Here is a 25,014-nt window from a genome sequence, read left to right as displayed (position 1 = left end):
AGGGCAAGACGCGCCGCGGGACACACCCGCCGTCTGCGAGACCACATGGGACTCCTCCTGGTGAATTTTGCGCAAAGATACGCAGCGATTCACCAAGAGGAAAGATGCGGTTCACCGAGGGGATACGCCTGGCAAAGACTGGCAAAACTAGGCTGGCTCTCCAGCGAACGCCAAACGGCATTGGGAAACGCCCCCACGCCGCAGATTGTATGATCCGCCCAAGAATGCCGATACGTGTCATCGTCAATCTCCCGTGATTGTGCAGCAGCTCACCTGCTTGCTCACTTCACCACCGTCACTCTCCGCTGCCGCACCTGCGCCCCCGCCTGCAACTTCACATAGTAAACCCCCGCACTCAGTTGCCGGCCGGCTTCGTCCCGACCGTTCCAACGGACTTTGTACTCCCCGGCATTCTGCACCTGATCGACGAGCGTAATCACTCGCTGGCCGAGCGCGTTCCACACCGCCAGCCGCACCGGTGCCAACTCCGGCAACCGGTAGGTGAGCTGAATGGCGCCGCCCTTCGCGGCCATGGCGGTCACTGAAAATGGATTGGGATAGCCCGGCAGCAGCACAAAATCCCGCCGCGCGCTTTTCACCAGACGGTCGGCAACGGTTGTGACACTTTTCTGCAAAAAGAAATCCAGCCGGGTGGTGCCGCTGGCGGTCACATTGACCCGCAGGGTGTCGCCGCGATACCCGCGCGCCTCCGCTGCCACCCGCACTTCGCCATCCTTGAACCAGGGCAATTCATAGTTGCCGGCCGCCGTGCTGCGGGTGGTGGCATACTCATCAGGCAGATAGACACAAGCTCCAGCGATCGCGGCCCCCGTGGCGGCATCCCGCACATGGCCCACAAGATTGGCGGGGGGATGCTGATCAAACTCGAAAACGTGCAGGCCGAGATTCATGTCACTCGCGTAGATATACCGCGAAAAAGGATAAATGCCCCAGGTCGAGCTGTAGCCGCTGCACGGCCCGTTGCCGTTCAAATCATACGCTGCAACTGCCACGGGCCGCCGGGGATCAAGCATATCGAGGATGCGGATGCCGTCGCAATAGTAGCTCATGTAGGCATAGCGGCCGCGCACATAAACGTTGTGAATGATCGCGCCCGGCCGTGTCTCATACTCCGCCACCAGGTTGAGACTGCCCGGCGTCTGCGCGTCCCAAATCTTGAGATTGTGCGCCGTGGTGCCGACTTCGTCGGTGGTGAGCACATAGCGTTCGTCCTCCGTGGGCCAGGCATTATGCGTGCCGGCACCCGGATAAAAGGCCGTGGCGAGGTTGCGCGGGGTGAAAGGTTCACGCACGTCTGCCAGCCACAGCCCGGCCGGCTGGAAAATGAAAGCCGCATACAGCCTGCCGCGGATGACGGTGTTGTCGTGCGAGGTGCCGAAGCCGTTGTTGAGCACACCCTTGCGGATGAAGTTCGTCTTGTCGGTGATGTCAAAAACACTGATGCCGCCGGCGAAATTGTCGGCGATGTACAGGGCATTGCCCGCAACCCAAAACGTGTGCGGGCTGATGCGGGGCGAGCGCGGCTCGAAGTGCTGCACCAGCACCGGGGCGGCGGGGTCGAGGAGGTCGAAGACATCGATGTAGTTTTGATTCTGCGCCGCCACATAGAGATAACGGCCGTGCATCTGCACGTCATACACCGAGCCGCTGCTCGGCACCACCGCGAGCTGGCGCGGCGCAGCCGGATCGCTCACCTCGTACACATACACGTTGCGCGCGCTGCCGTCGAAACTCCAGCCGGCGAGAAATGCCAAATCGCCGCAGCCCGTGACCTCACTGTAGCGCACCGGATTGCCGGCAGCCGGGGTGGGGTCAAGCACACTTAACAGCCGCAAATTGGGGGTGTTCTGGGCGAGCAGCAGAGAACAACGCAGACCCAGCAGCAGGGCAGGAGCATACCGTAAAAAGCGCATCATAAACATCTCCTGATTATCTCCTGATTAAATGAAGGGGTGCGCAAGTCCGGGCAGCCGGAATTGAGCGGACATGCCGTTTGTCCCGCCGGCCTCATTCATACAGACACCCGGAGGAACCGATCCATTCCTTGTTTTTGTTGTAATCAACACCCATCATCTTGCCCTTGCTCAGGCGGGCGAGCCAGTTCACCAGCCGCGGCCGGTCCTGCCAGAGGAACATCATGCGGATTTCGACCCTGGCCGGCTCGTCAGGCGTTTGAATGACGGGCGCGTAGCTGATCTTCTCCTGCAAGATATAGTTGTGGCGTTCGGCGGCTGGAATGGCATCGAGTTGTTCGCGGCTCACGTCGATCACCACTCCGCTGCCGGCAAACGAGAACAGCGGCTTCAGGACGTAATCGCTGAGCGGCTCGGGATAGTGTTCGAGCGTGTGCAAAAAATATGTGCGCGGCACCACCGGATGGTCGAGATAGGGCAGGGAAAATTTGCTGATGCGGAAATACCAGTTCGGATGCCCGGCCCACTCCACCTCCAGGTCATCGCGGAAATCGAAGGCGATGGGCAGGCCCTTTTTGACGAACTCATCAACGATGACGCGATTGTAGATGCGGTGAATCGCAATCTCCCGGCCGTTGGCGCGGTAGAACAGCCGGCGGCCGCGCTTCTGCACGCGCGTAATGCACACCGCTTTGACCCCGGTGAAGCGTTCCGTGCAGACGAAATCCACCGCGGTTTTCTGCTTCTCCGGCTCGATTTCCATCAAAATGACATTCTCCGGATCATGGCCGGCGAGCAGGGCCTGACGCAACAGGCGCAGGTATTCCGTCTCGCTCAAATCATCCGGCAAATACCGCAACTCGCCCAGCCCGTAAGCGCGCACATAACTCTGGCACAGCACGAGCTGATAGGCATAGAGCGAGGGGAAACCCTGCAGCTCAATGAGCCTGGGCTGAAGCTGCCCGCGCTCATCGCGCGTGACGGCGAAGTCGATGGCCAGAAACAGGGGATGATCGTCATCGTGCGGCACGTGAAAGGCGGGCGGCACCGCGGCCTGCGAGGCCGCCAGGTAGGCGGGTTGACTGATCAACTGCACCAGCTCCCGCGCCGCCTGCTGGAAGCCCAGCCGCATGGCCGGCGGCAGGAACACCGGGGTTTCACACACACGAAAATCCACCGTGGAGCCGGCTGCCTGCGTCAGCGTGGCGAGGAAATGCTGATAGCGCGCGGCGGTAAAACGGCGGTTGAAATCGTCACGCAAATGGGGAACCATGTCCGCTGCCTCCTCGAGTAGACATGTAAGTTGAGGTCGGGATCGCCCCGGGGACGCCCGTGGTCTGTTACCAATAGAAAACCCGCCCTCGCACTCATGCTGCGGCAAGCCGGTTGGGAGTCACCCGGCACTACGCAGGATTTGCCTGCATGAGATTGCGCGGGCCGCTCTTGCAAATCAGGGCAACAGGGTGTCAGCTCAGCTTCACCACCACACAGGTCAAATCGTCGTATTGATCCTCGCGGCCGATGAACTCTCGGTGTGCCTGGCGGATGGCGTCGAGCAGGCCAGGTGCGCGGCGCTGCTGGTTGCGGGCGATCACCTCGAGCAGGCGGTGCTCGCCGAATTCTTCGCGGCGGTGATTCATGGCTTCGGTGAGGCCGTCGGTATACAACACCAGGGTGTCGCCCGGTGCCAGGATATGCTGTTCCTGTTGCAGGATGCGGTCAAAAATTTCGCCGCGTTCGAGGCCGAGCGCGATGCCCGGCGGCTGCAGCAACCGCACACCGGCGCCATTTTGCGGGTGCACAATGACAGGGTTGTGGCCGGCACGCGCACAGGTCAGGCGGCGGGCCACGGGATCAATGACGAGATAGAACAAACTCACGAACACGTTGCGGTCGGCGGTGGCATAGAAAGCGCGATTCATGCGGCAGAGAATTTCCCCGGGCGAGGCGTGCGGCGAGGCATGCGCCTGCAGAAAACCCTTGGTGAGCGTCATGTAGAGCGCGGCGGGCATGCCCTTGCCGGAGACGTCGCCGATCACCACGCCCAGGCGCTGTTCGTCGAGCATCACGAAATCATAGTAGTCACCCCCCACCTCGCGGGCGGGCTCGGAACAGGCGGCAATGTCGAGTCCGGCGATCCGGGGAAGGTGCTGCGGCAGCATGCGCAATTGCGCCTTGCGCGCGATCTCGAGTTCCATCTTCAGACGCTCGCGCTCGCTGAGATAACGCACGTAACGCGGCGTAATGGCGCGTTCACTCACCGGTTTGCCATGCCGGGCAGCGGCATAGCCATAGAGCAACAGGCCCGCGAGCAAGCCGAGCGACACCATGCCCGCGGCGCGCAACAGGCCGTCGGGCTGCAGCGCCAGACTCAGCGCGCCGGGCAAAGCCGTGGCCATGCCCAGACCCGCAGCCACCGTGAGCAAATCATAGCGCAGGTAAAAAATGTAGATGACACTACTGGCCACCAGCGCCAGCGCCGCCTGCAACCAGCGATCGTGAATGGTGACGGTGCCGTCGCAGACGCTGCAAAAAAAGAACGCGGTGAGCAGGAGGGCGGGGAGCGTATGATGAAATCTGCGCCGCAAAAAACCCAGGGTGAACAGGGGAGCGTAGGCGGTGAGCAGGAGGCTGTGATAAATGCCGAACAGCAGCGGCAGGGCAAATGGCATAAAGGCCGCGAAAACCTCCTCGTCGTAAGGCCCGGACACCAGCCAGTGACCGGGTTGCTTCACCAAGAGATGGAACAACAGATAACTGGCGCCCAAATGAACAAAGGCGAGGGCACTGCCGCGCAGCAGAGCCTGGCCCAATTCGGGGAAGAACATGCGCCCGGCGAACAGGGCATCAAACGCGCGCAACTTCTCGGGCCAGACTTCGCGGGTGAAGGTTTCGCCGCTCATCCACACAATGAAGATGCCGACGGCGGCCGCCAGCGTGAGCAGCAGCAGGTTGATATACGTGGCAAAAATGAAGAAACCGCGGTTGTCGGAGAGCAGGCCGTCGCGGACAACCGCCTGTGCCGGCAGGGTGTCGATGGCCAGCAGCAACACGCAGATGAAAGCGAACCCGGCGAGCAGCAGGGCGTTGCGCAAACCCACCTCGCCGGCGCGGAAACGCAGCACAAAAATCACCAGGCTGATGACAAAGAGGAGAATGAACAAAATCTGTTCGGCAGCCTTGAACCAGTTGGCGGTATTGAGACGACGGGTATACCATTCTGAAAACTCGCGCGGATACTGCACCTGCTGCATCCAGCCGCCGACCCGGTCCCCCAGCACGACTGCTTTCAAGCGCAGCCGCAGGCCGCCGGTGGCGGGCGTGCGGTTTTCCCAAATGAAATTGTGATCCGTGCGCGCCTCCTGCTTGATCATTTGCGCGTCGACGGTTTCGTAGTCCTGCCAGTCGATGCCGCGGTGCTGCACCAGGAAGTCGCGTACCAGCAGGCGCGCCGCAGCCAGCGGCATGCGTTCGCCCGCGACGTTGGGGGGCAGCATGTGCTCGCAATGAAACACCTCGCCCTGCGGGGACAGCCGGAGCTGAAAACGTTCACTGGTTTCAGGATGGCGGTAAATCACCTCCCACGCCGCCACCGGATGATGGCGGGTGATGATCTTCCGCTGTGCCGCCGTGACGTTGTGCGCCTGCAGAAAGCTTTCCAGCTTGTTGTCGATGATCAGCGCGACGTTGTAATCGAAGCCCGTCACGTTGTGGTCCAGGGTCTTCAAATAGTCGCGCGCCGCGCTTTCCGCCTCGCCACGGTTGAGCTCGAGGCCGAGCTTCGCGGCGGGGGTCACCGGCTGGAACAGCTCGAAAAACAACGCCGCGCCGGCGAGTGCCAGCAGCAGGAGCAGGAGATTTTCGCGGGGGGAGGCAGTCTTGGCTTCAGCATTCATGATGGTGCCGGCAACGGGCCGGGGTCACTCGATCCAGCGAATCGAGGTGTGACCCACGCCCATTTTGATGTCGAAAAAGAGTTTGGCCGCGGCCTTCTCGAAGTTTTCGGAGTAATAGGTGTCGCCCCGCTTGTTGAAAGCGCGCAGGCTGATGGGCGCCAGAAAAGAGCCTTCCTTGCGCAGGCGCACGCCCAGCTCACGGTTGAGCAAAACGGTGTTGACGCCCACGCCGAAATTCAGGTCAACCTCCCCCTCGCCGGAGTAACTGCCGTCAAATATCAAATCGGTTTTGCCGGCACCGCCGTTGAACACCAGACGGCGGAAGTTGGCATAACACAAACCGCGAGCTTCCACGGCGGCGGCGCCGGAGTTGATGCGCAGATTGGGTGATTCGGTGTTGGGTTCGCGGAAGGCAATGTCCAGCTCACCTGCACCCACATCGAGATTGAGGCCGGCCACCTTCATGCCGCTGAAATCAAACGAAGCATCAAAGGCCCCGCCTTCAATATCGAACGTGAGGGGAATCTGCCGTGACAACTTCAAACGCCAGTGGTTGTCGCGCAGGCGGTCGATATCCCCCTGGTCCCTGTGCAAACGGGGGCTGCGAATTTGCAGGCGGGCTTCGACCTCGCTGCTGTCAAAATCGACCGTCGGGCGCAACTGCTCGCGGGCGAAAGCAAACTCCAGCTCGGCCAACACACCGGAATCTGCCGGCACCAGCTCCAGGCGGCCGGCGGTGCACTCCAAATCCACATACAGGGACTGTTGCCGCGTGAGTGGAATCGTCTGTTTCTCAACCATGTGGTCCTTCTCCAGGCGTGCGGTGCGGCGGCGGTCGCCGGCGGCCTCCCGGTCGGCCGGTCTTTCCCGACAACCCAGGGCAAGCAGCAGGCTCAGCAACAAAAACGCCCATGATTTCTGCATCGGTCACCTCACACAAAAGCGGTCGGAGGATCGTCGCAGGCTCAGCGCGTGCAGACGGCAAGAGGATTTGGCGGCTCGGTTTTACGCAGGGTGATTCCAAAAGTTGGAAGGCAAGTTGCAACCGGCCGGGGACAAGCGCAAGGGATTTTTTGGGGCGGACTTTGGCGACGAGGCTAGGCAACGGCCAGGCGGTTGCATCATGACGAGGATTGGCGACATTGCCAAAGTCCGGGAACAAACACCGGACAGGGTCGCTTCATCGGCGTCAGGGTCAAACACAAGCACTCCGCCCACGAAAGCGAAGTGCCACAAAAAAATATTTCGCGGGATTTCATTTTCGTGGGCGAAAGTATGAATCGCTCTCGGCGCCAAACACAAACATTCCGTCCACGAAAACAAAACTCACACGGAAAAACATTTCACGGGAAGGTATTTTGGTGGGAAAAAAGTGAAGCCTTGAGCACGCGAGCTAATTTTGAAACGCAAAGCTTCAGCTTGGCACGCCAACTTTTAAAACAACCCTGACGGGTATGGCAGCATTGGGCAGTTTGCCCGCGCTACGCAAACTTCGTGGCCCTGGTAACTTTTCCAGAGCCCCACAATCGCCGGCAAGTTTGCCGGGCTGTGATACTCTGCCATGATGTCTGCCGGATGCTGTCATCTTTGATTTTATAGCAAGTTTTTGCTTGCCAGCTTGTCAGAAAATTACAGTGGTACACTCTTTGTCCATTTCCGTGCGAACGCGGTAACGCAAACATTCCTGTCAAGTCATCCTGTGGGGTTTGGCAGAGATCAAATGCAATACGGAAAGGCGGAGAAGAAATCATGACTCTCGATAAATTCACTCTTAAAGCGCAAGAGGCGATTACCGCCGCGCAGCAGCTTGCCGCAGAGGGCGGGCAGCAGCAAATCGAAGTCGAGCATCTGCTGCAGGCCTTGTTGCGCGACAGCGAGGGCGTCGCGGTGGCGATCTTGAAGAAGCTGGGCGCCAACCTGGGTCTGCTGCAAAGCCGGCTGGAGGAGGAACTGCGGCGCCTGCCGCGTGTTTCCGGCGCCGGTGCCGTCGGCAGCATTTACATTTCGAACCGGCTGGCCGGCGTACTCAATCAAGCACAAGCCGAGATGCGCCAGCTCAAAGACGAGTATGTCAGCACCGAGCATCTGCTGATTGCGATCGCAGAGGAGAAACAGGGCGCGGCCGGCAATTTGTTGCGGCAGCAGGGTGTCACGCGCGACAACATTTTCAAGGTGCTCAAGGAAATCCGCGGCACACAGCGCGTCACCGACCAGAATCCCGAGGGCAAATATCAGGCGTTGGAGCGGTATGGCCGCGATGTCACCGAACTGGCGCGCAGCGGGAAACTCGATCCGGTGATCGGCCGCGATGAGGAAATCCGGCGGGCGGTGCAGGTGTTGTCGCGCCGCACCAAAAACAATCCCGTGCTCGTCGGCGATCCCGGCGTCGGCAAAACCGCGATTGTCGAGGGCATTGCGCAGCGCATCGCGCACGGCGACGTGCCGGAGTCGCTGAAGAACAAGCGCCTCATTCAAATCGAAATGGCGTCATTGGTGGCGGGCGCGAAATATCGCGGCGAATTCGAAGAGCGCCTGAAAGCCGTGTTGAAGGAGATTGAGAGCGCGGAAGGCGAGATCATTCTCTTCATCGACGAGCTGCACACCATGGTGGGCGCGGGCGCCGCGGAGGGCGCGGTGGATGCCGCCAACATGCTCAAGCCCATGCTGGCGCGCGGCGAGCTGCGTTTGATCGGCGCGACGACGCTGGACGAGTATCGCAAATACATCGAAAAAGACAAGGCGCTGGAGCGCCGCTTCCAGCCGGTGCTGGTGGACGAGCCTTCGGTGGAGGATACCATTTCGATTCTGCGCGGCCTGAAGGAGCGTTACGAGGTGCATCACGGCGTGCGCATCGCGGATTCCGCGCTGGTGGCGGCAGCCACGCTGTCACACCGCTACATCTCCGAGCGCTTTCTGCCGGACAAGGCGATCGACCTGATCGACGAGGCCGCGGCCAAACTGCGCACCGAGATCGACTCCATGCCGGAGGAGATCGACGAAATCGAACGCCGCATCAAACAGCTTGAAATCGAGCAGGTGGCGTTGAAGAAGGAGAGCGATGCCGCCTCGAAGGAACGGCTGGCCAAACTCAAGGAGGAGCTGGGCAATCTCAAGGAACAATCGTCCCGGCTCAAGGTGCGCTGGCAGGTCGAGAAGGACACCATCAAACAAATCCGCAGCGTGAAGGAGCAGATGGAACAGGCCAGACAGCAGGCGGAGAAAGCCGAGCGCGCCGGCGACCTGAACAAAGTTGCAGAGCTGCGCTACGGCACGCTGCCCGGCCTGGAAAAGCAGCTCAGTGCCCTGAATGAAAAGCTGGCCGCGCTGCACAAGGACGGCGCGCTGCTGAATGAAGAGGTCACCGAAGCCGACATCGCCGAAGTGGTGGCGCGCTGGACCGGCATTCCGGTGGCGCGCATGCTGGAAAGCGAAAAGGAAAAGATTTTGAAAATGGCGGACCGCCTGCGCCAGCGCGTGGTGGGGCAGGACGAGGCGATCGAGGCCGTCTCGTTTGCCGTGCGCCGCTCGCGCGCGGGCCTGAGTGAGGAAACCCGGCCCATCGGTTCCTTCATCTTTCTCGGCCCCACGGGCGTCGGCAAGACCGAGCTGGCGCGCGCCCTGGCGGAATTCATGTTTGACGATGAAAACGCGGTAGTGCGCATCGACATGTCGGAGTACATGGAGCAGTTCAATGTCTCGCGCTTGATCGGCGCGCCGCCGGGCTACGTGGGATACGAAGAAGGCGGCCAGCTCACCGAAGCCATTCGCCGCCGGCCCTATGCCGTGATCCTGCTCGATGAAATTGAGAAGGCGCATCCCGAGGTGTTCAACATTCTGCTGCAGGTGCTGGATGACGGCCGGCTGACCGACAGCAAGGGCCATGTGGTGAATTTCAAGAACACGATCATCATCATGACCTCGAACCTGGGCGCGGAAACGATCATGCAGCGTTTCGAGCAGGCCGGCGGGGAGAATCAGGAACGCATCTATCAGCGCACCAAGGAGGAGGTGCTGGAGATGCTGCGCCGCCGGTTGCGGCCGGAATTCCTCAACCGCGTGGACGAGATCATCATGTTCCATCCGCTCTCCCGCGCGCACCTGCGCGAGATTGTCGACATCCAGTTCAAACGCCTGGTGGCGGGCGTGCTGCAACGCCAGGGCATCGAAGCGACCCTGACGCCGGCGGCGAAGAATCTGCTGGCCGAGCAGGGCTTCGATCCGGTGTTCGGCGCGCGGCCGCTCAAACGTTTGATGCAGCGGCAAATCATCAACGCGCTGGCCACCCGCATCCTGAGCGGCGAGCTGGCCAAGGGAGACAAGCTGCGCATCGACGCCAAAGACAACAAGCTGATTTATGAAAAGGTGAAATGAACGGCGGCTGACATTGCCCACGGTGGGCCGCCACAGTGTGCCGGCCGGCCGGGCTCTCCCGCCCGGCCGGTTTTCTTTTTCGGACAACTTCCGCCTTGCTTTGCTGTGCCGCATTCTGTAGATTGCCCCGCAGTATCACCAGCACACCGGCTCTTGCCCCTCTCACCCCAAGCGCGCGATGCAAGGAGGCTTCCGTGGCGGAAACTCGCCAAGGTTACTATCATCACCCGACGGTGCAGGGCGATCACGTCGTCTTCATCTGTGAAGATGATTTGTGGAGCGTGCCGCTGGCCGGCGGTATTGCACGGCGACTCACGAGCAATCTTGGCATAGTCAGTTTTCCCCGCCTTTCCCCCGACGGCCGCTGGCTGGCGTTTTGCGGCCGCGAAGAGGGCCAGCCCGATGTCTATGTCATGCCTGCCGAGGGCGGGGAAATGCGGCGCCTGACTTTTTTGGGCGATGTCAAGAAAATCGTCGCCTGGACCGCCGACAGTCAGGCGGTGCTGTTTCTGAGCCGGCATCAATGCCGCGTGGTGCTGGATGATCCCATCGTTTACCGCGTCTCGCTGGCCGGCGAATATCCCCGGTGTTTCCTGCCCTGCCCCACGCTCAACCTGGCGCTCGAACCCGGCGGCCCGGGCGTGGTATTGGGCCGCAACAACGAAGACAACGCCCGCTGGAAACGCTATCGCGGCGGCACCACCGGCGAAATCTGGATTGACCGCGAGGGCCGCGGCCACTTCGAAAAACTGCCGCTGCCGGCCGGCAACCCCAACGCGCCAATGTGGATCGGCGGCCGCATTTACTTCACCTCCGATCATGACGGCATCGGCAATCTCTACTCCTGCCGCCTCAATGGCACGGACATGCGGCGCGAGACCGAACACCGCGAGTTTTTCGTGCGCCATCCTGCCAGTGACGGCCGCACCATTGTTTACCAATGCGGGGCGGATTTGTACGCCTTCGATGTCGCCTCCCGCCAAAGCCGGCGCATTGCCATCGCCTGGCACAGCCCGATGGTGCAAACCCAGCGCAAATTCGTAACGGCTGCCCGCTACCTGGAGCATTATCATTTGCACCCGCGCGGCCACTCGGTGGCGCTCACCGCCCGCGGCAAACTGTTCAGCATGCCGAATTGGGAGGGTGCGCCGTTGCAATACGGCCGCCATGATGGCGCGCGCCATCGCCTGGCACGCTGGCTGCATGATGGCCAGCGGCTGGCCGCCATCACCGATCAGGAAGAAGGGGAGGAAAAAATCGTGGTGTTTGCTGGCGAGCCGCTGCAGGAGCCGGAACGCTTGTTCCCTGCCCCCCCCGGCCGCGTGCAATCGCTGCAAACCTCCCCCACCGCCGCGCAGGCGGCACTCACCACCAGCCGCCTCGATCTCTGGCTGGTCGATTTGGAGAGTGGTGACAGCCGGCGCCTGGACGACAACCCCTTCGGCGAAATTCAAGAGCCAACCTTCTCGCCCGACGGCCAGTGGCTCGCCTATTCCAAGCAGCTCAACGAAAACCAGCGGGCGATTTTTCTGTGCGAACTGCGCAGCGGCACGGTGCATCAGGCCACCGCGCCCATCCTGTTTGATTTTGCGCCCAGCTTCGATCCGGATGGCCGTTACCTTTATTTTCTTTCGATGCGGGTGTTGAATCCGGTTGATGATGCCGTGCAGTTTGCCGTGGGCTTTCCCGCCGCCACCAAGCCCTATCTGCTCACGCTGCGCCGCGAGCTGGCCAGCCCCTTCATTCCCACTCCCGCGGCACCCGGCGAGGAAAGCGCACCCAAGCTGCCGGCCAACGGCGCCCAAAGCACGGCGGACACGGCGGAGAAAAAAGGCGAGGAGAAAGCCCCGCTGGTGATCGATCTCGACGGGCTCGCCCGCCGCATCGTCGAGTTTCCGGTGAAAGAGGGCATTTACGGCCAGGTGCTGGGCATCCGCGACAAGGTGGTGTTCACTTCCTACAATGTGCGCGGCCGGGCCGATCTCGGTGATTTTTCCGCGCTCAATGAGGATGACGAGAAGGGCACGCTGTGGTGCTATGATTTCACCACGCACAAACTGGAAACCCTGGTCAGCGACGTGCAAAACGGCAGCCTGCAAGTCGCCAACAACGGCAAGACCCTGGCCTATCGCAGCAACCGCCGGTTGCGTGTGCTCAAAGCCGGCGAAAAGCCGACGGAAAACAGCGATGCCTCGCCGGCTCGCAAAAACGGCTGGCTCGATCTCAACCGGGTCAAACTCTCGGTCGAGCCGCGTGCCGAATGGCGCCAGATGTTTCGCGAGGCCTGGCGGCTGCAGCGTGAGTTTTTCTGGAATGAAAACATGTCGGGCGTGGACTGGAGCAAGGTGTATGAGCGCTATTACCCGCTGATTGATCGTCTCGCCAGCCGCGCCGAATTTTCCGATTTGATCTGGGAAATGCAGGGCGAGCTGGGTACTTCACACGCCTATGAAAGCGGCGGCGATTACCGCCAGCCGCCGTACTATTCCATCGGGCATCTGGGCGCAGACCTCGAGTTCGACACGGAACGCCAGCAATACCGCCTCTCCAAAATTTATCGCGGCGACCCGTGGCTGAAGGACAATTTTTCCCCTCTATGCGCCGCCGGCCTCAACCTGGAAGAAGGCGACTATCTGCTCGAAATCGGCGGGGTCCCGCTGCGCGCCACCGTCACTCCCGGCCAGCTCCTGGCCAATCAAGCCGGCCAGGAGGTCACGCTCACGGTGCAATCCGCCCGGCCCGGCAGCAAGCCGCGCAAGGTGGTGGTGCGCACGCTCTATTCCGATTTCTGGCCGCGCTATCGCGAATGGGTGGAGCGCAATGCCACGCGCGTGGCCGAAGCCACCGCCGGCCGCATCGGCTACCTGCATGTGCCGGATATGAACACCATGGGCTTGATCGAATTTCACCGTTATTTCCTGGCACAGGCCGGCAAGGATGGCCTCATCATCGATGTGCGCTACAACAGCGGCGGCAATATTTCACAAATACTGCTGGAAAAATTGCAGCGCCGGCCTCTCGCCTACCTGGTGCGGCGCTGGGGCAAGCCCTCCACCTACCCCCGCCATGCCATCCGCGGCCCGATCATCGCGCTCACCAACGAGCATGCCGGCTCGGACGGCGACATCTTCTGCCATGCCTTCAAGCTGCTGAAGATCGGGCCGCTGATCGGCAAGCGCACCTGGGGGGGAGTGATTGGCATCGACAAACGGTTCACACTCGCCGATGGCGGCCGCCCGACACAACCGCAAAATCTCTTCTGGTCGATCGCCGCCGGCGCGCAAATTGAAAATTACGGCGTCGATCCCGACATCGAGGTCGATTGCGATCCCAATGCCCATCTGCGCGGTGAGGATCCGCAACTGGAGCGTGCCATTGTCGAAGCCCTGCGGCTGCTGGAGGAACTGCGCACCGAGCTGCCGGTCTTTCGTGAGCCCATGCCCTTCTCACCGCCGGAATGAGGTCGAAAGGAGATGAGTGAAGTCCGACTTGGGCGCGGCGGGTTTTCAAATCGCAAAATCTGCTGCCCAAGTCGGACTTCGCCCTTTCACCCTGCGTATCACACTGTGCACCGGAATCCTCCCATGCGCGCCCTCACTTTTCACGGCAGAGAAGACATCCGTTGCGAATCGCTTCCCGATCCCGCACTGCAGGCACCCACCGATGTCATCGTCAAAGTGCATCTCGCCGGCCTCTGCGGCTCGGACCTGCACATCTATCACGGACGCGAGAAGGGCCTGGACCCCGGCACGGTGATGGGGCATGAATTCGTCGGGGAAATAGCCGAGGTCGGACGAGAGGTGGAAAAATTCAAGCGCGGCGATCGCGTGTTGGCGCCCTTTACGACGAACTGCGGGAAGTGCTTTTACTGCCATCGCGGTTTGACGGCGCGCTGCCCGCACGGACAGCTCTTTGGGTGGGTGCAGAACGGTGCGGGATTGCAGGGCGGCCAGGCGGAGTTCGTGCGGGTGCCGCTTGCCGATGCGACTTTGCTGAAAATGCCGGCGGAAGCCCTGCCCGAAGAAGCCTTGTTGCTGGGCGACGCCTTTTCAACCGGATACTTTTGCGCGGAGATGGCGCAGCTCGATCCCCGGGCAACCTGTGCGGTGATCGGCTGCGGACCGGTGGGCTTGATGGCGATCCTCGCCGCGCGCCACCTGGGCGCAGAACGCATCTATGCGATTGACGCCATTCCCGAGCGGCTGGCGCTGGCGCAAGACTTCGGTGCCATCCCGGTGAATTTCCATCAGGAAAATCCCGTGGACATTGTGCGCGCGGTGACCGAGGGCCGCGGCGCCGATGCCGTCCTGGAAATTGTCGGGAATGAATCCGCGCTGCGCCTGGCCATGGCCCTGGTGCGGCCGGGAGGCATCATTGCGGCCGCCGGCGTGCACCACGAAGCACAATTCGCGTTCACACCCGCGGAAGCCTACGACAAAAACCTGACCTACCGCACCGGCCGCTGTTCCGCGCGCTATTATGCCGGCCGCCTGCTGTCCCTCCTGCAACAAAGAAAGCATGAACTGGCCCGCCTCATCTCCCATCGCCTGCCGCTCGCACAGGGCGCGCAGGCTTACCAGATCTTCGCGGAAAAACAGGACGGCTGCATCAAAGTCATTCTGCAACCCTGAGGTCGCCGGCAGGTTTTCTGCCCACCGAGGGCCAACCCGCGTCTGCGCCACGCCCGCGCAGGCCTCCATCCGGTGATTGCAAGCCACGGCCCGGCCATTGGCCGGTTGTCGTGCCCGGGCCAACCGCCCGCGCCCGCGGGTGCCCTGCTCAGAAAGGCATGAAGCTCAGAGCCAGTGAACGCTCGATGAACCAGGAGAAGCCGAAAATGAAAATGATCGAGGAGAGCACAAAAACCACACGGCGTTGAAACGTGGTTTTGGTGAGCCACAAGACCGGGGGAAACAGCAGGCCGACAATCACCATCTGGCCCAGCTCGACGCCGAGGTTGAAAGAGAGCAGCGAACCGATCAGGCCGTGGGCCGGCAGACCGAGGTCGCGCAACACATTGGCGAAACCAAAGCCATGCACCAGGCCGAAGAAGAAGGTCAGCAGCCAGCGGTGGCGCATCAGCCGTTCCGTCTCGGCGCGGTCGTTGCCGGCAAAGATGATGAAATTCTCTGCCGCCACGTAAGCGATGCTGAGCGCAATGCCGGACTCGATCAGGCGCGTGGGCAGAGCGAGGATTTCGAGCGCCGCCAGAATCAAGGTCAGACTGTGGGCAATGGTAAAAGAAGTGACGATTTTAACGAGATCGAGAAAACGCCCACCGATGGCGATCAGGCCCAACAGGAACAGGAGATGATCATAGCCCAGAAAAATGTGCTCGACGCCCAGGCGGACAAACTCGCCCAACTGCGCCAGCAACGGCACCGGGCCGCCCAGGCGGAAACGATGGCGCGGCTGCTCCCGACTCAGCACCGCCGTCTGCACGGTATCGCCGGCCACCGCCTTGGCGAGCGTCAGATGCGTTTCACCAAATTTTTCAAAGAAAGCCACGCGCAACGCCACTTCCGCCGGCGGCGGTGACTGGCGCGTGCGGAAGATGAAATCAATGAAGACGTTGCCAAATTCATCCTGATGGAAGCCGGAGGGTTGTTGCGTCAGCTCGGCCGGCGTGTAGCCCAGGGCGAGATTGAAATGCCCGGCAACATAGGTCTCCAGCTCGGGCATGGCCTGCAACAATTCCGCGCGGGCAACGACGCCGTCATGGTCGCGATCGAGCGGGAAAACTCTTTGCAGATCGCCGAGGTCGAACGTCAGCGTGACGGTGATTTCCTCCGCCTGCACGGTGAGGGTGGCATAGCTGCTGTTGATCTGATGCGCGTGGACACCGGCCGCGCTCGCGCCCAGCAGGCCGGCCATCCAAATGAGTGCTCGTTTTCTCAAGAAAAATCCTCCGGCAGTTTTGCTGCTGCCCGGTGTTTTGGGGTTGGCTTCGCGGGGAAGCGGAATGCTGTCGCCACCGCCGGAGCGGGTGCTGTCGCAGCCGCCGGCGGCATTTTGTTGAAGAAATATGAAAGGGCCCGCAAAGTAATTCACGTCCGGCAATTAGTCAAGCCCGCCCTTGAAATTGACCGGCTAATTTGTTATGCTGCCAGCGCATTGCTGTGCGTCTCTGCCAGAGTCCTCCCACTTTGACGATATGCTCGAGAAGGAGTGTGATGCCATGCCGATCGATCTGTCCCGTACCAATGCCTTCCTGCGCCGCCACCTCGGACCAAGCGAGGAAGAGACCGCCGAAATGCTCAATGCCCTGCAATTCCCCTCCCTGGATGCTTTCATCGCAACGGTGGTGCCCGCCCATCTGCGCAGCACACGGCCGCTCGAACTGGGGGCGATTCGCACCGAGTACGAAGTCACCACCCGGCTGAGAGCCATCGCGGCCAAAAATAAAATTTACCGTTCGCTCATCGGCATGGGGTATTCGGATACCATCACCCCGCCGGTCATTCAACGCAACATCCTGGAGAATCCCGGCTGGTACACGCAATACACCCCCTACCAGGCCGAGATTGCGCAGGGCCGGCTGGAGGCGCTGCTCAATTTTCAAACGATGGTCATCGATCTCACCGGTTTGCCGGTGGCGAATGCCTCGCTGCTGGATGAAGCCACAGCGGCGGCGGAGGCCATGACCACGTTTTACCGCGCCAGACACGAGCCGGCCGGCGGCCGTTTTTTCGTCTCCCAGGATTGCCATCCGCAAAACATCGCGGTGGTCAAAACCCGCGCCCTGCCACTCGGCATCGAGATCATAGTCGGTGACCATGAGAAATTCGAGTTCACCCCGGAGGTGTTCGGCGCCCTGTTGCAGTATCCGGCGAGCGACGGCGCGGTGTACGATTACCACGACTTCTGCCGGCGCGCGCACGCGGCCGGCGCCCTGGTGGCGGTGGCAGCGGATCTCATGAGCCTGGTGCTGCTCACCCCGCCCGGCGAATTCGGCGCGGATGCGGCAGTGGGCAGCACGCAGCGCTTCGGGGTGCCGCTCGGCTACGGCGGCCCGCATGCCGCCTTCTTTGCCGTTCGCGAAGAATTCAAGCGTCTGATGCCGGGCCGCATTATCGGCGTGTCGATCGATGCCCACGGCCAGCCCGCCCTGCGCATGGCGCTGCAAACACGCGAGCAGCACATTCGCCGGGAAAAGGCCACCTCCAACATCTGCACCGCGCAGGTGTTGCCCGCCGTGATGGCGGCCATGTATGCCGTCTACCACGGCCCGCAGGGGCTGCGGCGCATCGCCACGCGCATCCACAACCTGACCAAGGTGCTGGCGCTCAGCCTCACGCGCCTGGGCTACCGGCTTTATCATGAGGATTTCTTCGACACCCTGCGCGTGGAGATCGGGCAAAGCGCGCTGCCCAAAATTCTTGCGGCAGCCGATGCGCGGCACTTCAACTTCCGCAAGTATGACAACGGTTCACTCGGCATTGCGCTCGATCAAATTTCCAGCGCCGAGGAGGTGGCGGAATTGCTCAACATCTTCGCGCTGGAGCGCGTGCCGAAATTCACGGTGGCCGAGGTGGCGGCGGCGGCGCCCTCGGGCTATGCCGGCAAGATGCCGCGCCGCTCCGCCTTTCTGCAGCATCCCGTCTTCAACCGATACCACTCCGAAACCGAAATGCTGCGCTACCTGCGCCGGCTGGAGTCCAGGGATCTCTCGCTCACCACCAGCATGATCCCGCTGGGCTCCTGCACGATGAAGCTCAACGCCACCAGCGAAATGATGCCACTGAGCTGGCCGGAGTTCAGCAAACTGCACCCCTTCGCGCCGGTGGAGCAGGCGGCCGGCTATCAGGAATTGTTTCACCAGCTCGAAACCTGGCTGGCGGAAATTACCGGCTTTGCTGCCATTTCCCTGCAGCCCAATTCCGGCGCACAGGGCGAGTACACCGGCCTGCAGGTGATTCGCGCCTATCACCGCGCGCGCGGCGAGCAACACCGCACGGTGTGTTTGATTCCACAGTCCGCGCACGGCACCAATCCCGCCAGCGCCGTAATGGCGGGATTGGAAGTGGTGGTGGTGCGCTGCGACGAACAGGGCAACATCGATGTGGCGGATTTGAAAGCCCGGGCGCAACAACATCGCGACCGGCTGGCGGCATTGATGGTGACCTATCCTTCCACCCACGGTGTCTTCGAAGAGGCAATCACGGACATTTGCGAGGTGATTCACCGGAACGGCGGGCAGGTTTACATGGACGGCGCCAATCTCAACGCGCAGGTGGGGTTGTGCCGGCCGGCGGAGCTGGGCGCGGATGTCTGCCATTTGAATTTGCACAAAACCTTTGCCATTCCCCACGGCGGCGGCGGTCCGGGCATGGGCCCGATCGGCGTGGCTGCACATCTCGCGCCGTTTCTACCCACGCATCCGGTGATTGCAACCGGCGGCGAACAGGGCATCGGGCCGGTGGCTGCCGCGCCCTGGGGCAGCGCCAGCATTCTGGTGATCTCGTGGGCCTATATCGCGATGATGGGCGGCGCCGGCTTGACCACCGCCACCAAAATGGCGATCCTCAACGCCAACTACATGGCACACCGGCTGCAGAAGCATTTCCCGATTTTGTACAAAGGCATCAACGGCCGGGTGGCTCACGAGTTTATTTTGGACCTGCGCGGTTTCAAGAGCAGCGCCGGCATCGAAGTGGAAGACATCGCCAAACGTTTGATGGACTACGGCTTTCATGCGCCCACCGTCTCCTTTCCGGTGGCTGGCACGCTGATGATCGAGCCCACGGAAAGCGAATCCAAAGCCGAGCTGGACCGTTTCTGTGACGCCCTGATTGCGATCAAAGGTGAAATCGAAGAGATCGAGCAAGGCCGGGCGGCACGCGGCAACAACGTGCTGGTGAATGCCCCGCACACCGCCACTGCCGTGGTGGCAGACAACTGGCAAATGCCCTACAGTCGCATGAAAGCGGCCTTCCCGGCGCCGTGGCTGCGACAGTACAAATTCTGGCCGGCCGTCGGTCGCATCAACAACGCCTATGGCGATCGCAATCTTGTGTGCGCCTGCCCGCCGGTTGCTTCTTATCACCGCGAGAACCACGGCACCTGAACCCGGAGCGCCAGGTCCGGGCAAAGCTCGCGGTTTTGTGAGGAGGGAATTTACAGAAGCGGGCTGCAAGTTTGTTGTTCCCTTCAAGCCCGTCTAAAAACAACGCAACGGCGGCGTACAGGTGACCGCCTTCCGGGCGGACCAGGCAAAAGGCCGCAGCAGTGTGTGCTTGTGTGCGGATGAGCAGGCCCGCAGCTTTGCGGAAGCGGAAAGCGCCGGCAGGCAAACGGCCCGCTGCTGGCGGGTGCAAGCGGCGTGAGTTGTTGCCGCAGCCCGGGGGCAGCATCGCCTGCGCCAGCATGTGCCGCCATGCAAAAAGCATGAATCCGATCGAGGAGACTTGTTTTGGTTCAAACCGCCCAGGCAACGGAAATGTTGCGCCATGTCGCATGGCTCGTGATGGCCGGGTTTTGCGGTTGTTCGCCGCACCAGAACACCCCCTCACCCTCTCCCGAGCCGCCGGCTTCACCCCCGCCGGCCATGCAAGCCGCGATCAGTGAGGATTACACCAAAATCATACTGGGCGGGCGGGTGCTGCTGGAGGCGGAGAAAGACGGTTTTCTTTCCGTTCACACCGTGCGCTATTCTCCGGCGCAGGATTATTTCCTGGTGATCGGCTGCGGCTATGAATGCAATGACAACATCGGTTTCCTTTTTGCAGCCGATGGCAGCGGCAGACGCAAATTCACCGGGCGCTGGGACTTCATCCTGCAGGACGCCGCCGAGTGGTCGGCAGACGGCAAGTATCTCTACTACTACCGCATCAACTCCAGCGGCGCCGAAGTTCCGGCAGATGCGCCTGCTCCGGGCTGGGTGCAGGTGGAAGTCGCCAGCGGGGCAAAAACACCGGCAACCACGCGGCGGTTGAAGCCAACGGCGACCTACCGCGTCTTCAATGTTGCCAGCGATGACGTTTTGAACGTGCGCACGGCGGCAGGCCCGAGAGCGCCGCTTGCCGGCACGCTGCCGGCGGCTGCCACGGGCGTGCGCGTAACCGGCGACGGCGTGTTGGTGGGCGGCAGCCTGTGGGTGCCCATCCGGCACGGCGGGTTGACGGGATGGGTCAATCAAAATTTTTTGTGTGAAGAATGAGGCACCCGCAGTCCGGCATCGCCGGGCCGCAGCACATGGCCTCTGCACCGGAAATACAATTCCCCGGGCAGACAGCGATGCAGTTGCTGTGATCAATTACTACTACTAAGTTCTAAAATCCGCTCCGCAACCCCAAACTGTCATTGCGGAGAAATTTGTCCTGCCCGTATGGACACCATCGGAATGAAAATGTAGCGCAGACTTCTTGTCTGCAGCAGGCTGGAAGCCTGCGCTACGGCATTTTCGTGGCAATCTTCCCGAGTATCGGGATTGATGCTTATTCTGACATTATCCCAAGCCCTCAAGAAAATTCTTACAGAATGACATTGCGGGATGGAGGTGCCAACTTAACGTTGTACCATTACCTACATCACTTTAATCTTCCAACACAAGGAGTGAAACATGGCCCGCAAGCTGACCCGAACCACACATCGCAGTGTCGCCGGCAAGAAGCTTTATGCTGTGCGCGATGCCAGGGGACGTTTTGTCGACATTCAAACCTATGAGCGGGCACACCGCCAGGATTTGAAACGCAAGGCCAAAAAGGAGAAGGGCCAGAAGGGATAAGCGTTTCACGGGTACTCCGCCCTGCGGAACCGGCCTGAGTAAAGCAAAGTCGCAGCCGGCGGTTTGCCTTCATAACGGAACGCAGATTTTTCCACTCACAAAGCGCCACCTGCATGAGGCGCGGCGGGATTCATCTGCGTTCCCCTTTCAGGCACAAGCGGATGCGAATGAAGTTTTGGTTCCGGCTGGTGTGCAGCCTGGCAATCTGTTGGCAGGCGGCACCTGCGACTGCGGCGCAATCCGAAAAACCGCGGCCCCGCGTCGGTCTGGCGTTGAGCGGCGGCGGTGCCAAGGGTTTTGCTCATATCGGGGTTTTGCAGGTGTTGCAGGAGGTCGGACTCCCGGTGGATTGCATTGCCGGCACCAGCATGGGGGGCATCATCGGCGGCTTGTATGCCATCGGCTACTCGCCGGATTCGCTGGCAGCGCTGGCGCGCAAGGAAAACTGGGCGGAACTTTTTAACGATGCCGTCACGCGGCGGGATTTGCCGATGAAGGAGAAGCCGTGGGATGGCCGCTATCTCGGCACCTTCCCGATTCGCGAGCGCAACGTGCAACTGCCCATCGCGCTGATCGCGGGTCAAAAAGTAACGGCATTGCTCGCCCGTCTTACCTGGCGGGTGGGAGCCTGCACCGATTTCAAGCAGTTTCCCATTCCCTTTGTCTGTGTCGCCACGGATATTGAAACCGGCGAGGCGGTGACGCTCGACCATGGCCACCTGCCGGAGGCGATGCGCGCCAGCATGGCCATCCCCACCATTTTCACACCCGTCCGGCACGGCCACCGGCTGCTGCTTGACGGCATGCTGGTGCGCAATTTTCCCGTGACCGAAGTGCGGCAGTTGGGCGCTGAGGTGGTGATCGGCGTCGATGTCGGCGCGCCGCTGGCCACCGCCGACAAACTCACTTCGGTGTTCAGTATCATAGATCAGACCATCAGCTTTCGCGGGGCGGAGATCAATGCACAACAGCGGCAGCAATGTGACGTGCTCATTCTTCCCGATCTCAGCGGTCTGGGCGCGGCCAGCTTCGACCGCGCCGACACCTTGATCCAGCGCGGCGTGGTGGCGGCCCGCCGGGTGCTGCCGCGCTTGCGCGCGCTGGCGGACTCGCTTGCGGCTTTCGACCAGCCGGCACCCCGCCGGCGTCTGCCGCCGGCCGACTCGGTGTTTGTAAGCGAATTGACGGTGCAGGGGCTGCGCCACGTTTCCCACCGCCTGGTCATGGCGGAATTCGGTTTGCGGCCGCCGGTGTGGGTCAATGCGATGCAAGTCGAGCGCGCGATCAATCGTGTCTACCGTTCGCAATTCTTCGAGCGTGTGAGCTATCGCTTCGAGCCGCGCGCGGATGGCATGCGCTTGATCATCGAGGTCATCGAAAAATCCGCCGATCTCTTTCGCCTGGGTTTGCGTTACGACACCAGTAGCAAAGCGGCGCTGCTGCTCAATACCGTTTTCCACAATCGTGCCGAGCATGGCTCCACCCTCAGTTTTGATCTGCGCCTGGGAGAACAATTCGAAGCCGCTGCCCAGTACTATCTGCACCTGGGTTTGTTCTCCCATTTGGGCTTGCGCCAGCGCCTGAACTATGGTCGCACTTCGCTGGAGATTTACTCCGGCAGCCGCACCATCGCGCGCTACCGCCAGCGCATGGCCTTCGCCGAGCTGGCGCTGGGCAGCTTTTTCTCCAATGTCCTGGCCGCCGGTTTGGGCGCGCGGCTGGAGTCCAGCCATTTCACTCCCGAAGTGGTTGTGCCCTTCTTTCCCGAGCGCAAAACCGGCATGTTTGCGCTGTTCGGCCTGTTGTGGCTGGATACGCTCGACCGCGCCGTCTTCCCCACCCGCGGCCAGGCGTTGCACCTGCAAAGCACCGCCGCCTACCAGCGCCCCGGCCGCCGGCTGCAGTACCTGCGGCATGCCGTGGATTGGCAGGGCTTCTACCCGCTCTCCCGGCGCCTGACATTGCTCCAGCGCGTGCAACTCGGCAGCGTCAGCAAAGGCAATCCGCCCTTGCATGATTACTTTTTCCTCGGCGGCGCCGACTCGTTTTTGGGTTACCGGCCGCAGGAGCTGTCCGACCGCAACGTGCAAGCCCTGCAACTGGGCGGACAATATGAGTTCATGACAAACCGTTTTTTATCGGTGCGGTGGAATATCGGCGGCGTTACGCCAGTGTGGGAGTGGAACTTCAAGCGCCGGCGCTTTCTCACCGGCGCCGGCCTGTCAGTTGGCACCCCCACGGTCCTGGGCCCGATCGAATTGACGCTCATGAGCAGCAACCGCCATCCCCTCCTGGCGCATTTGAATATCGGCTACAAATTTTAGACGCACGCGGGCGATGCGTTTCGACCGCTGTCAGGCAATCGCACCGCCCTTGCCGGGTGCAACCGTGACTGTTTCGCACACAAACAGGTAACAAGTGGCAAACATTCAAAGAAAGGAGACAAATATCTCATGAAGAAAAAGTTGTTGATCATGGTGTTGCTGATGGCAGGACTTTGCGTTGCAGGCTTCTCCCAGGAGCAAAACGCCACACTCCATTCCCGCGGCAAGTTTTTGTATGAAGAATATGCCGGTTGCGCAAGCTGTCACGGCTTTGACGGCCGCGGCAAAGTCGAAGGTGTCACTCTCAACCCGCCGCCGCCCGATCTGAGTAACTGCGGTTTCAATACCCGCGAGCCACGCCGGGACTGGTTTGCCGTCATTGCACGCGGCGGCAGTGCCCGCGGCCTTTCCATGAGCATGCCCGCCTATGGCGATGTCTTGACCTCCGCGGAAATCGACACCATCATCAGCTATCTGAAAACCTTTTGCCGCGAAGACGACTGGCCGCCCGGCGAGTTGAACTTCCGCCGGCCGCATGTCACCTCCAAAGCCTTCCCGGAGAATGAAGCAGTGCTGGTCCCGACCTACACCGCTGCCACCACCAAAGCCGCCACCACCAAAATGGTTTATGAGAAACGTTGGCGCAGCCGTGGCCAGTGGGAAATTGCGGTGCCCTTCGTCCATGAGACCGGCTCATCCGCCGCCACCGGCCTGGGTGACATCGAGTTGAGCGCGAAATATGTGCTCGCTTACCATGCCCCCAGTCTGTTCATCCTCAGTGGCGGCCTGGAAACCGCCCTGCCCACCGCTGATCTGCAAAGCATCGGTTTGGGAAACGGTGTGTGGAAATTGTCACCCTATCTGGCGGCAGCCCGGGGCTTCAGTAATTTTTACCTGCAATCCAGCGTCAAATTCGAAAAGCCGGTGCACGCCAACGAGGGAGAAAGCGAACTGCGCTACAACCTGGCCCTCACCGTGCCGTTGACCCGCGAGAAAAAGGGCTTCTTTCCCATGCTCGAACTCAACGGCATTACGATCACCGACAACGGCAAAACCGAATGGTTCGTCACGCCACAACTGTACATCGGCCTGGTGCGCCGCGGCCACATTGCCTTCTCACTCGGCAGCCAAATTCCAGTGGGCCGTGAGCGGCCGTTTGACTATCGCCTGATGAGCTTTTTGTTGTGGGAATATGCCGACGGCGGATTGTGGTGGTAACTGCGATGCGCTGCCGGGCGTCGTTTCACCGCGTGGGTGAGTGGCGACCCGGCAGTACAGCTCACGCCCCCGGCGCGGGTTGAAACGTGCCGGGGGCCGTGGCCCAATCTGTCCGTGCCGGGGGGCTCCACCTCACGCAAATCCAACGCACCGCTCCTGCCCGCCACTTTCCTTTGCAAGTTGAGATTGCCGATCGCCTCTCAAGGGGGATCAAGTACCACGCCAGATCCCGCCCAGCACGAATTGCGCTGTTTTTCCGTTGGAAAATTCAAGCATGAGCTTCGCATCGTTCGCATCTTGCTGTGAAGTGCTTTTATTCTGCCACGCCAAAGCAACAGGCGAATGCCAAGTCGTCAGCATGCCAGGCCACCAAGAATCTGGCAGGCTTTTCCCCGGCGGTGTTGCGGCTTCGTGTTTCAAAAAATCTTTGCGGGCATGAGAGTTTTGCTGCGGCCATACTGCAACCGGCGGGTGGGTAAAAAATGGCGGTTGGAATCTCAGAGCCGGTAAAATTTGCCTGCACTCGCAGGCCGGCACGGCGGGTC

14 protein-coding genes are annotated in these 25,014 nt (G+C 61.2%); 8 read left to right on the top strand and 6 right to left on the bottom strand.

Features of this window, described 5'->3' with window-relative positions:
- Nucleotides 1-281: 281 nt before the first annotated feature.
- From ONB52_08670 to ONB52_08655, 4 genes are all read right to left on the bottom strand, one after another.
- Complete coding sequence (locus tag ONB52_08670) at nt 282-1,937, bottom strand: carboxypeptidase regulatory-like domain-containing protein (protein MDZ7416217.1); 1,656 nt, start codon at nt 1,935-1,937, stop codon at nt 282-284.
- 91 nt (nt 1,938-2,028) lie between these two features.
- Nucleotides 2,029-3,207, bottom strand: coding sequence for a hypothetical protein (locus ONB52_08665; GenBank protein ID MDZ7416216.1), 1,179 nt, complete (start codon nt 3,205-3,207; stop codon nt 2,029-2,031).
- Nucleotides 3,208-3,400: 193 nt separating this feature from the next.
- Nucleotides 3,401-5,830: a PP2C family protein-serine/threonine phosphatase gene (locus ONB52_08660; protein ID MDZ7416215.1), complete on the bottom strand. Its 2,430-nt coding sequence runs from the start codon at nt 5,828-5,830 to the stop codon at nt 3,401-3,403.
- A 24-nt stretch (nt 5,831-5,854) separates the two neighbouring features.
- Nucleotides 5,855-6,754: a toast rack family protein gene (locus tag ONB52_08655; protein MDZ7416214.1), complete on the bottom strand. Its 900-nt coding sequence runs from the start codon at nt 6,752-6,754 to the stop codon at nt 5,855-5,857.
- Nucleotides 6,755-7,579: 825 nt separating this feature from the next.
- On the opposite strand from ONB52_08655, the gene clpB reads away from it, so the two are divergent.
- The 3 genes from clpB to ONB52_08640 all read left to right on the top strand — a co-directional run bounded on the left by clpB (nt 7,580) and on the right by ONB52_08640 (nt 14,832).
- A complete protein-coding gene (gene clpB / locus ONB52_08650; protein ID MDZ7416213.1) occupies nt 7,580-10,201 on the top strand; it encodes an ATP-dependent chaperone ClpB in 2,622 nt (873 codons plus the stop codon).
- 194 nt (nt 10,202-10,395) lie between these two features.
- Nucleotides 10,396-13,662, top strand: a complete 3,267-nt coding sequence (locus ONB52_08645) for a PDZ domain-containing protein (protein ID MDZ7416212.1) — start codon at nt 10,396-10,398, stop codon at nt 13,660-13,662.
- 123 nt (nt 13,663-13,785) lie between these two features.
- Nucleotides 13,786-14,832: an alcohol dehydrogenase family protein gene (locus tag ONB52_08640; GenBank protein ID MDZ7416211.1), complete on the top strand. Its 1,047-nt coding sequence runs from the start codon at nt 13,786-13,788 to the stop codon at nt 14,830-14,832.
- A 148-nt stretch (nt 14,833-14,980) separates the two neighbouring features.
- Here the strand turns inward: ONB52_08640 and ONB52_08635 are convergent, their stop codons facing one another.
- Nucleotides 14,981-16,099 carry a HupE/UreJ family protein gene (locus tag ONB52_08635; protein ID MDZ7416210.1) on the bottom strand — a complete coding sequence of 373 codons (1,119 nt, stop codon included), beginning with the start codon at nt 16,097-16,099 and terminating at the stop codon, nt 14,981-14,983.
- Nucleotides 16,100-16,379: 280 nt separating this feature from the next.
- Here ONB52_08635 and gcvP point away from each other — a divergent pair, with 280 nt between their 5' ends.
- The 5 genes from gcvP (at nt 16,380) to ONB52_08610 (ending at nt 24,469) form a co-directional block, all read left to right on the top strand.
- Nucleotides 16,380-19,268, top strand: coding sequence for an aminomethyl-transferring glycine dehydrogenase (gene gcvP / locus ONB52_08630; protein ID MDZ7416209.1), 2,889 nt, complete (start codon nt 16,380-16,382; stop codon nt 19,266-19,268).
- Nucleotides 19,269-19,613: 345 nt separating this feature from the next.
- Nucleotides 19,614-20,360: an SH3 domain-containing protein gene (locus ONB52_08625; protein MDZ7416208.1), complete on the top strand. Its 747-nt coding sequence runs from the start codon at nt 19,614-19,616 to the stop codon at nt 20,358-20,360.
- A gap of 402 nt (nt 20,361-20,762) precedes the next feature.
- Nucleotides 20,763-20,927 (top strand): hypothetical protein, encoded by a 165-nt coding sequence (locus ONB52_08620; protein MDZ7416207.1) that lies wholly within the window; start codon nt 20,763-20,765, stop codon nt 20,925-20,927.
- Nucleotides 20,928-21,094: 167 nt separating this feature from the next.
- Nucleotides 21,095-23,251 carry a patatin-like phospholipase family protein gene (locus ONB52_08615; protein MDZ7416206.1) on the top strand — a complete coding sequence of 719 codons (2,157 nt, stop codon included), beginning with the start codon at nt 21,095-21,097 and terminating at the stop codon, nt 23,249-23,251.
- A gap of 129 nt (nt 23,252-23,380) precedes the next feature.
- On the top strand, nt 23,381-24,469 hold the full coding sequence (locus ONB52_08610; GenBank protein ID MDZ7416205.1) for a cytochrome c: 1,089 nt from the start codon (nt 23,381-23,383) through the stop codon (nt 24,467-24,469).
- A 210-nt stretch (nt 24,470-24,679) separates the two neighbouring features.
- On the opposite strand, the gene ONB52_08605 is transcribed toward ONB52_08610, so the two are convergent.
- On the bottom strand, nt 24,680-24,889 hold the full coding sequence (locus ONB52_08605; GenBank protein MDZ7416204.1) for a hypothetical protein: 210 nt from the start codon (nt 24,887-24,889) through the stop codon (nt 24,680-24,682).
- Nucleotides 24,890-25,014: the final 125 nt, after the last annotated feature.

This window comes from candidate division KSB1 bacterium (assembly GCA_034506255.1).
GTDB lineage: Bacteria > Zhuqueibacterota > Zhuqueibacteria > Zhuqueibacterales > Zhuqueibacteraceae > Coneutiohabitans > Coneutiohabitans thermophilus.
Note: the sequence above shows the minus strand (reverse complement) of the source record. Positions and strands in the feature narration are given on the sequence as shown.

Excerpts from the sequence above, each read along its gene's own strand:
- ONB52_08620 (MDZ7416207.1), top strand. The coding sequence starts at position 20,763 with ATGGCCCGCAAGCTGACCCGAACCACACATCGCAGTGTCGCCGGCAAG.
- ONB52_08655 (MDZ7416214.1), bottom strand. The coding sequence starts at position 6,754 with ATGCAGAAATCATGGGCGTTTTTGTTGCTGAGCCTGCTGCTTGCCCTG.
- ONB52_08670 (MDZ7416217.1), bottom strand. The coding sequence starts at position 1,937 with ATGATGCGCTTTTTACGGTATGCTCCTGCCCTGCTGCTGGGTCTGCGT.
- ONB52_08640 (MDZ7416211.1), top strand. The coding sequence starts at position 13,786 with ATGCGCGCCCTCACTTTTCACGGCAGAGAAGACATCCGTTGCGAATCG.
- gcvP (MDZ7416209.1), top strand. The coding sequence starts at position 16,380 with ATGCCGATCGATCTGTCCCGTACCAATGCCTTCCTGCGCCGCCACCTC.
- ONB52_08660 (MDZ7416215.1), bottom strand. The coding sequence starts at position 5,830 with ATGAATGCTGAAGCCAAGACTGCCTCCCCCCGCGAAAATCTCCTGCTC.
- ONB52_08665 (MDZ7416216.1), bottom strand. The coding sequence starts at position 3,207 with ATGGTTCCCCATTTGCGTGACGATTTCAACCGCCGTTTTACCGCCGCG.
- ONB52_08615 (MDZ7416206.1), top strand. The coding sequence starts at position 21,095 with ATGAAGTTTTGGTTCCGGCTGGTGTGCAGCCTGGCAATCTGTTGGCAG.
- clpB (MDZ7416213.1), top strand. The coding sequence starts at position 7,580 with ATGACTCTCGATAAATTCACTCTTAAAGCGCAAGAGGCGATTACCGCC.
- ONB52_08610 (MDZ7416205.1), top strand. The coding sequence starts at position 23,381 with ATGAAGAAAAAGTTGTTGATCATGGTGTTGCTGATGGCAGGACTTTGC.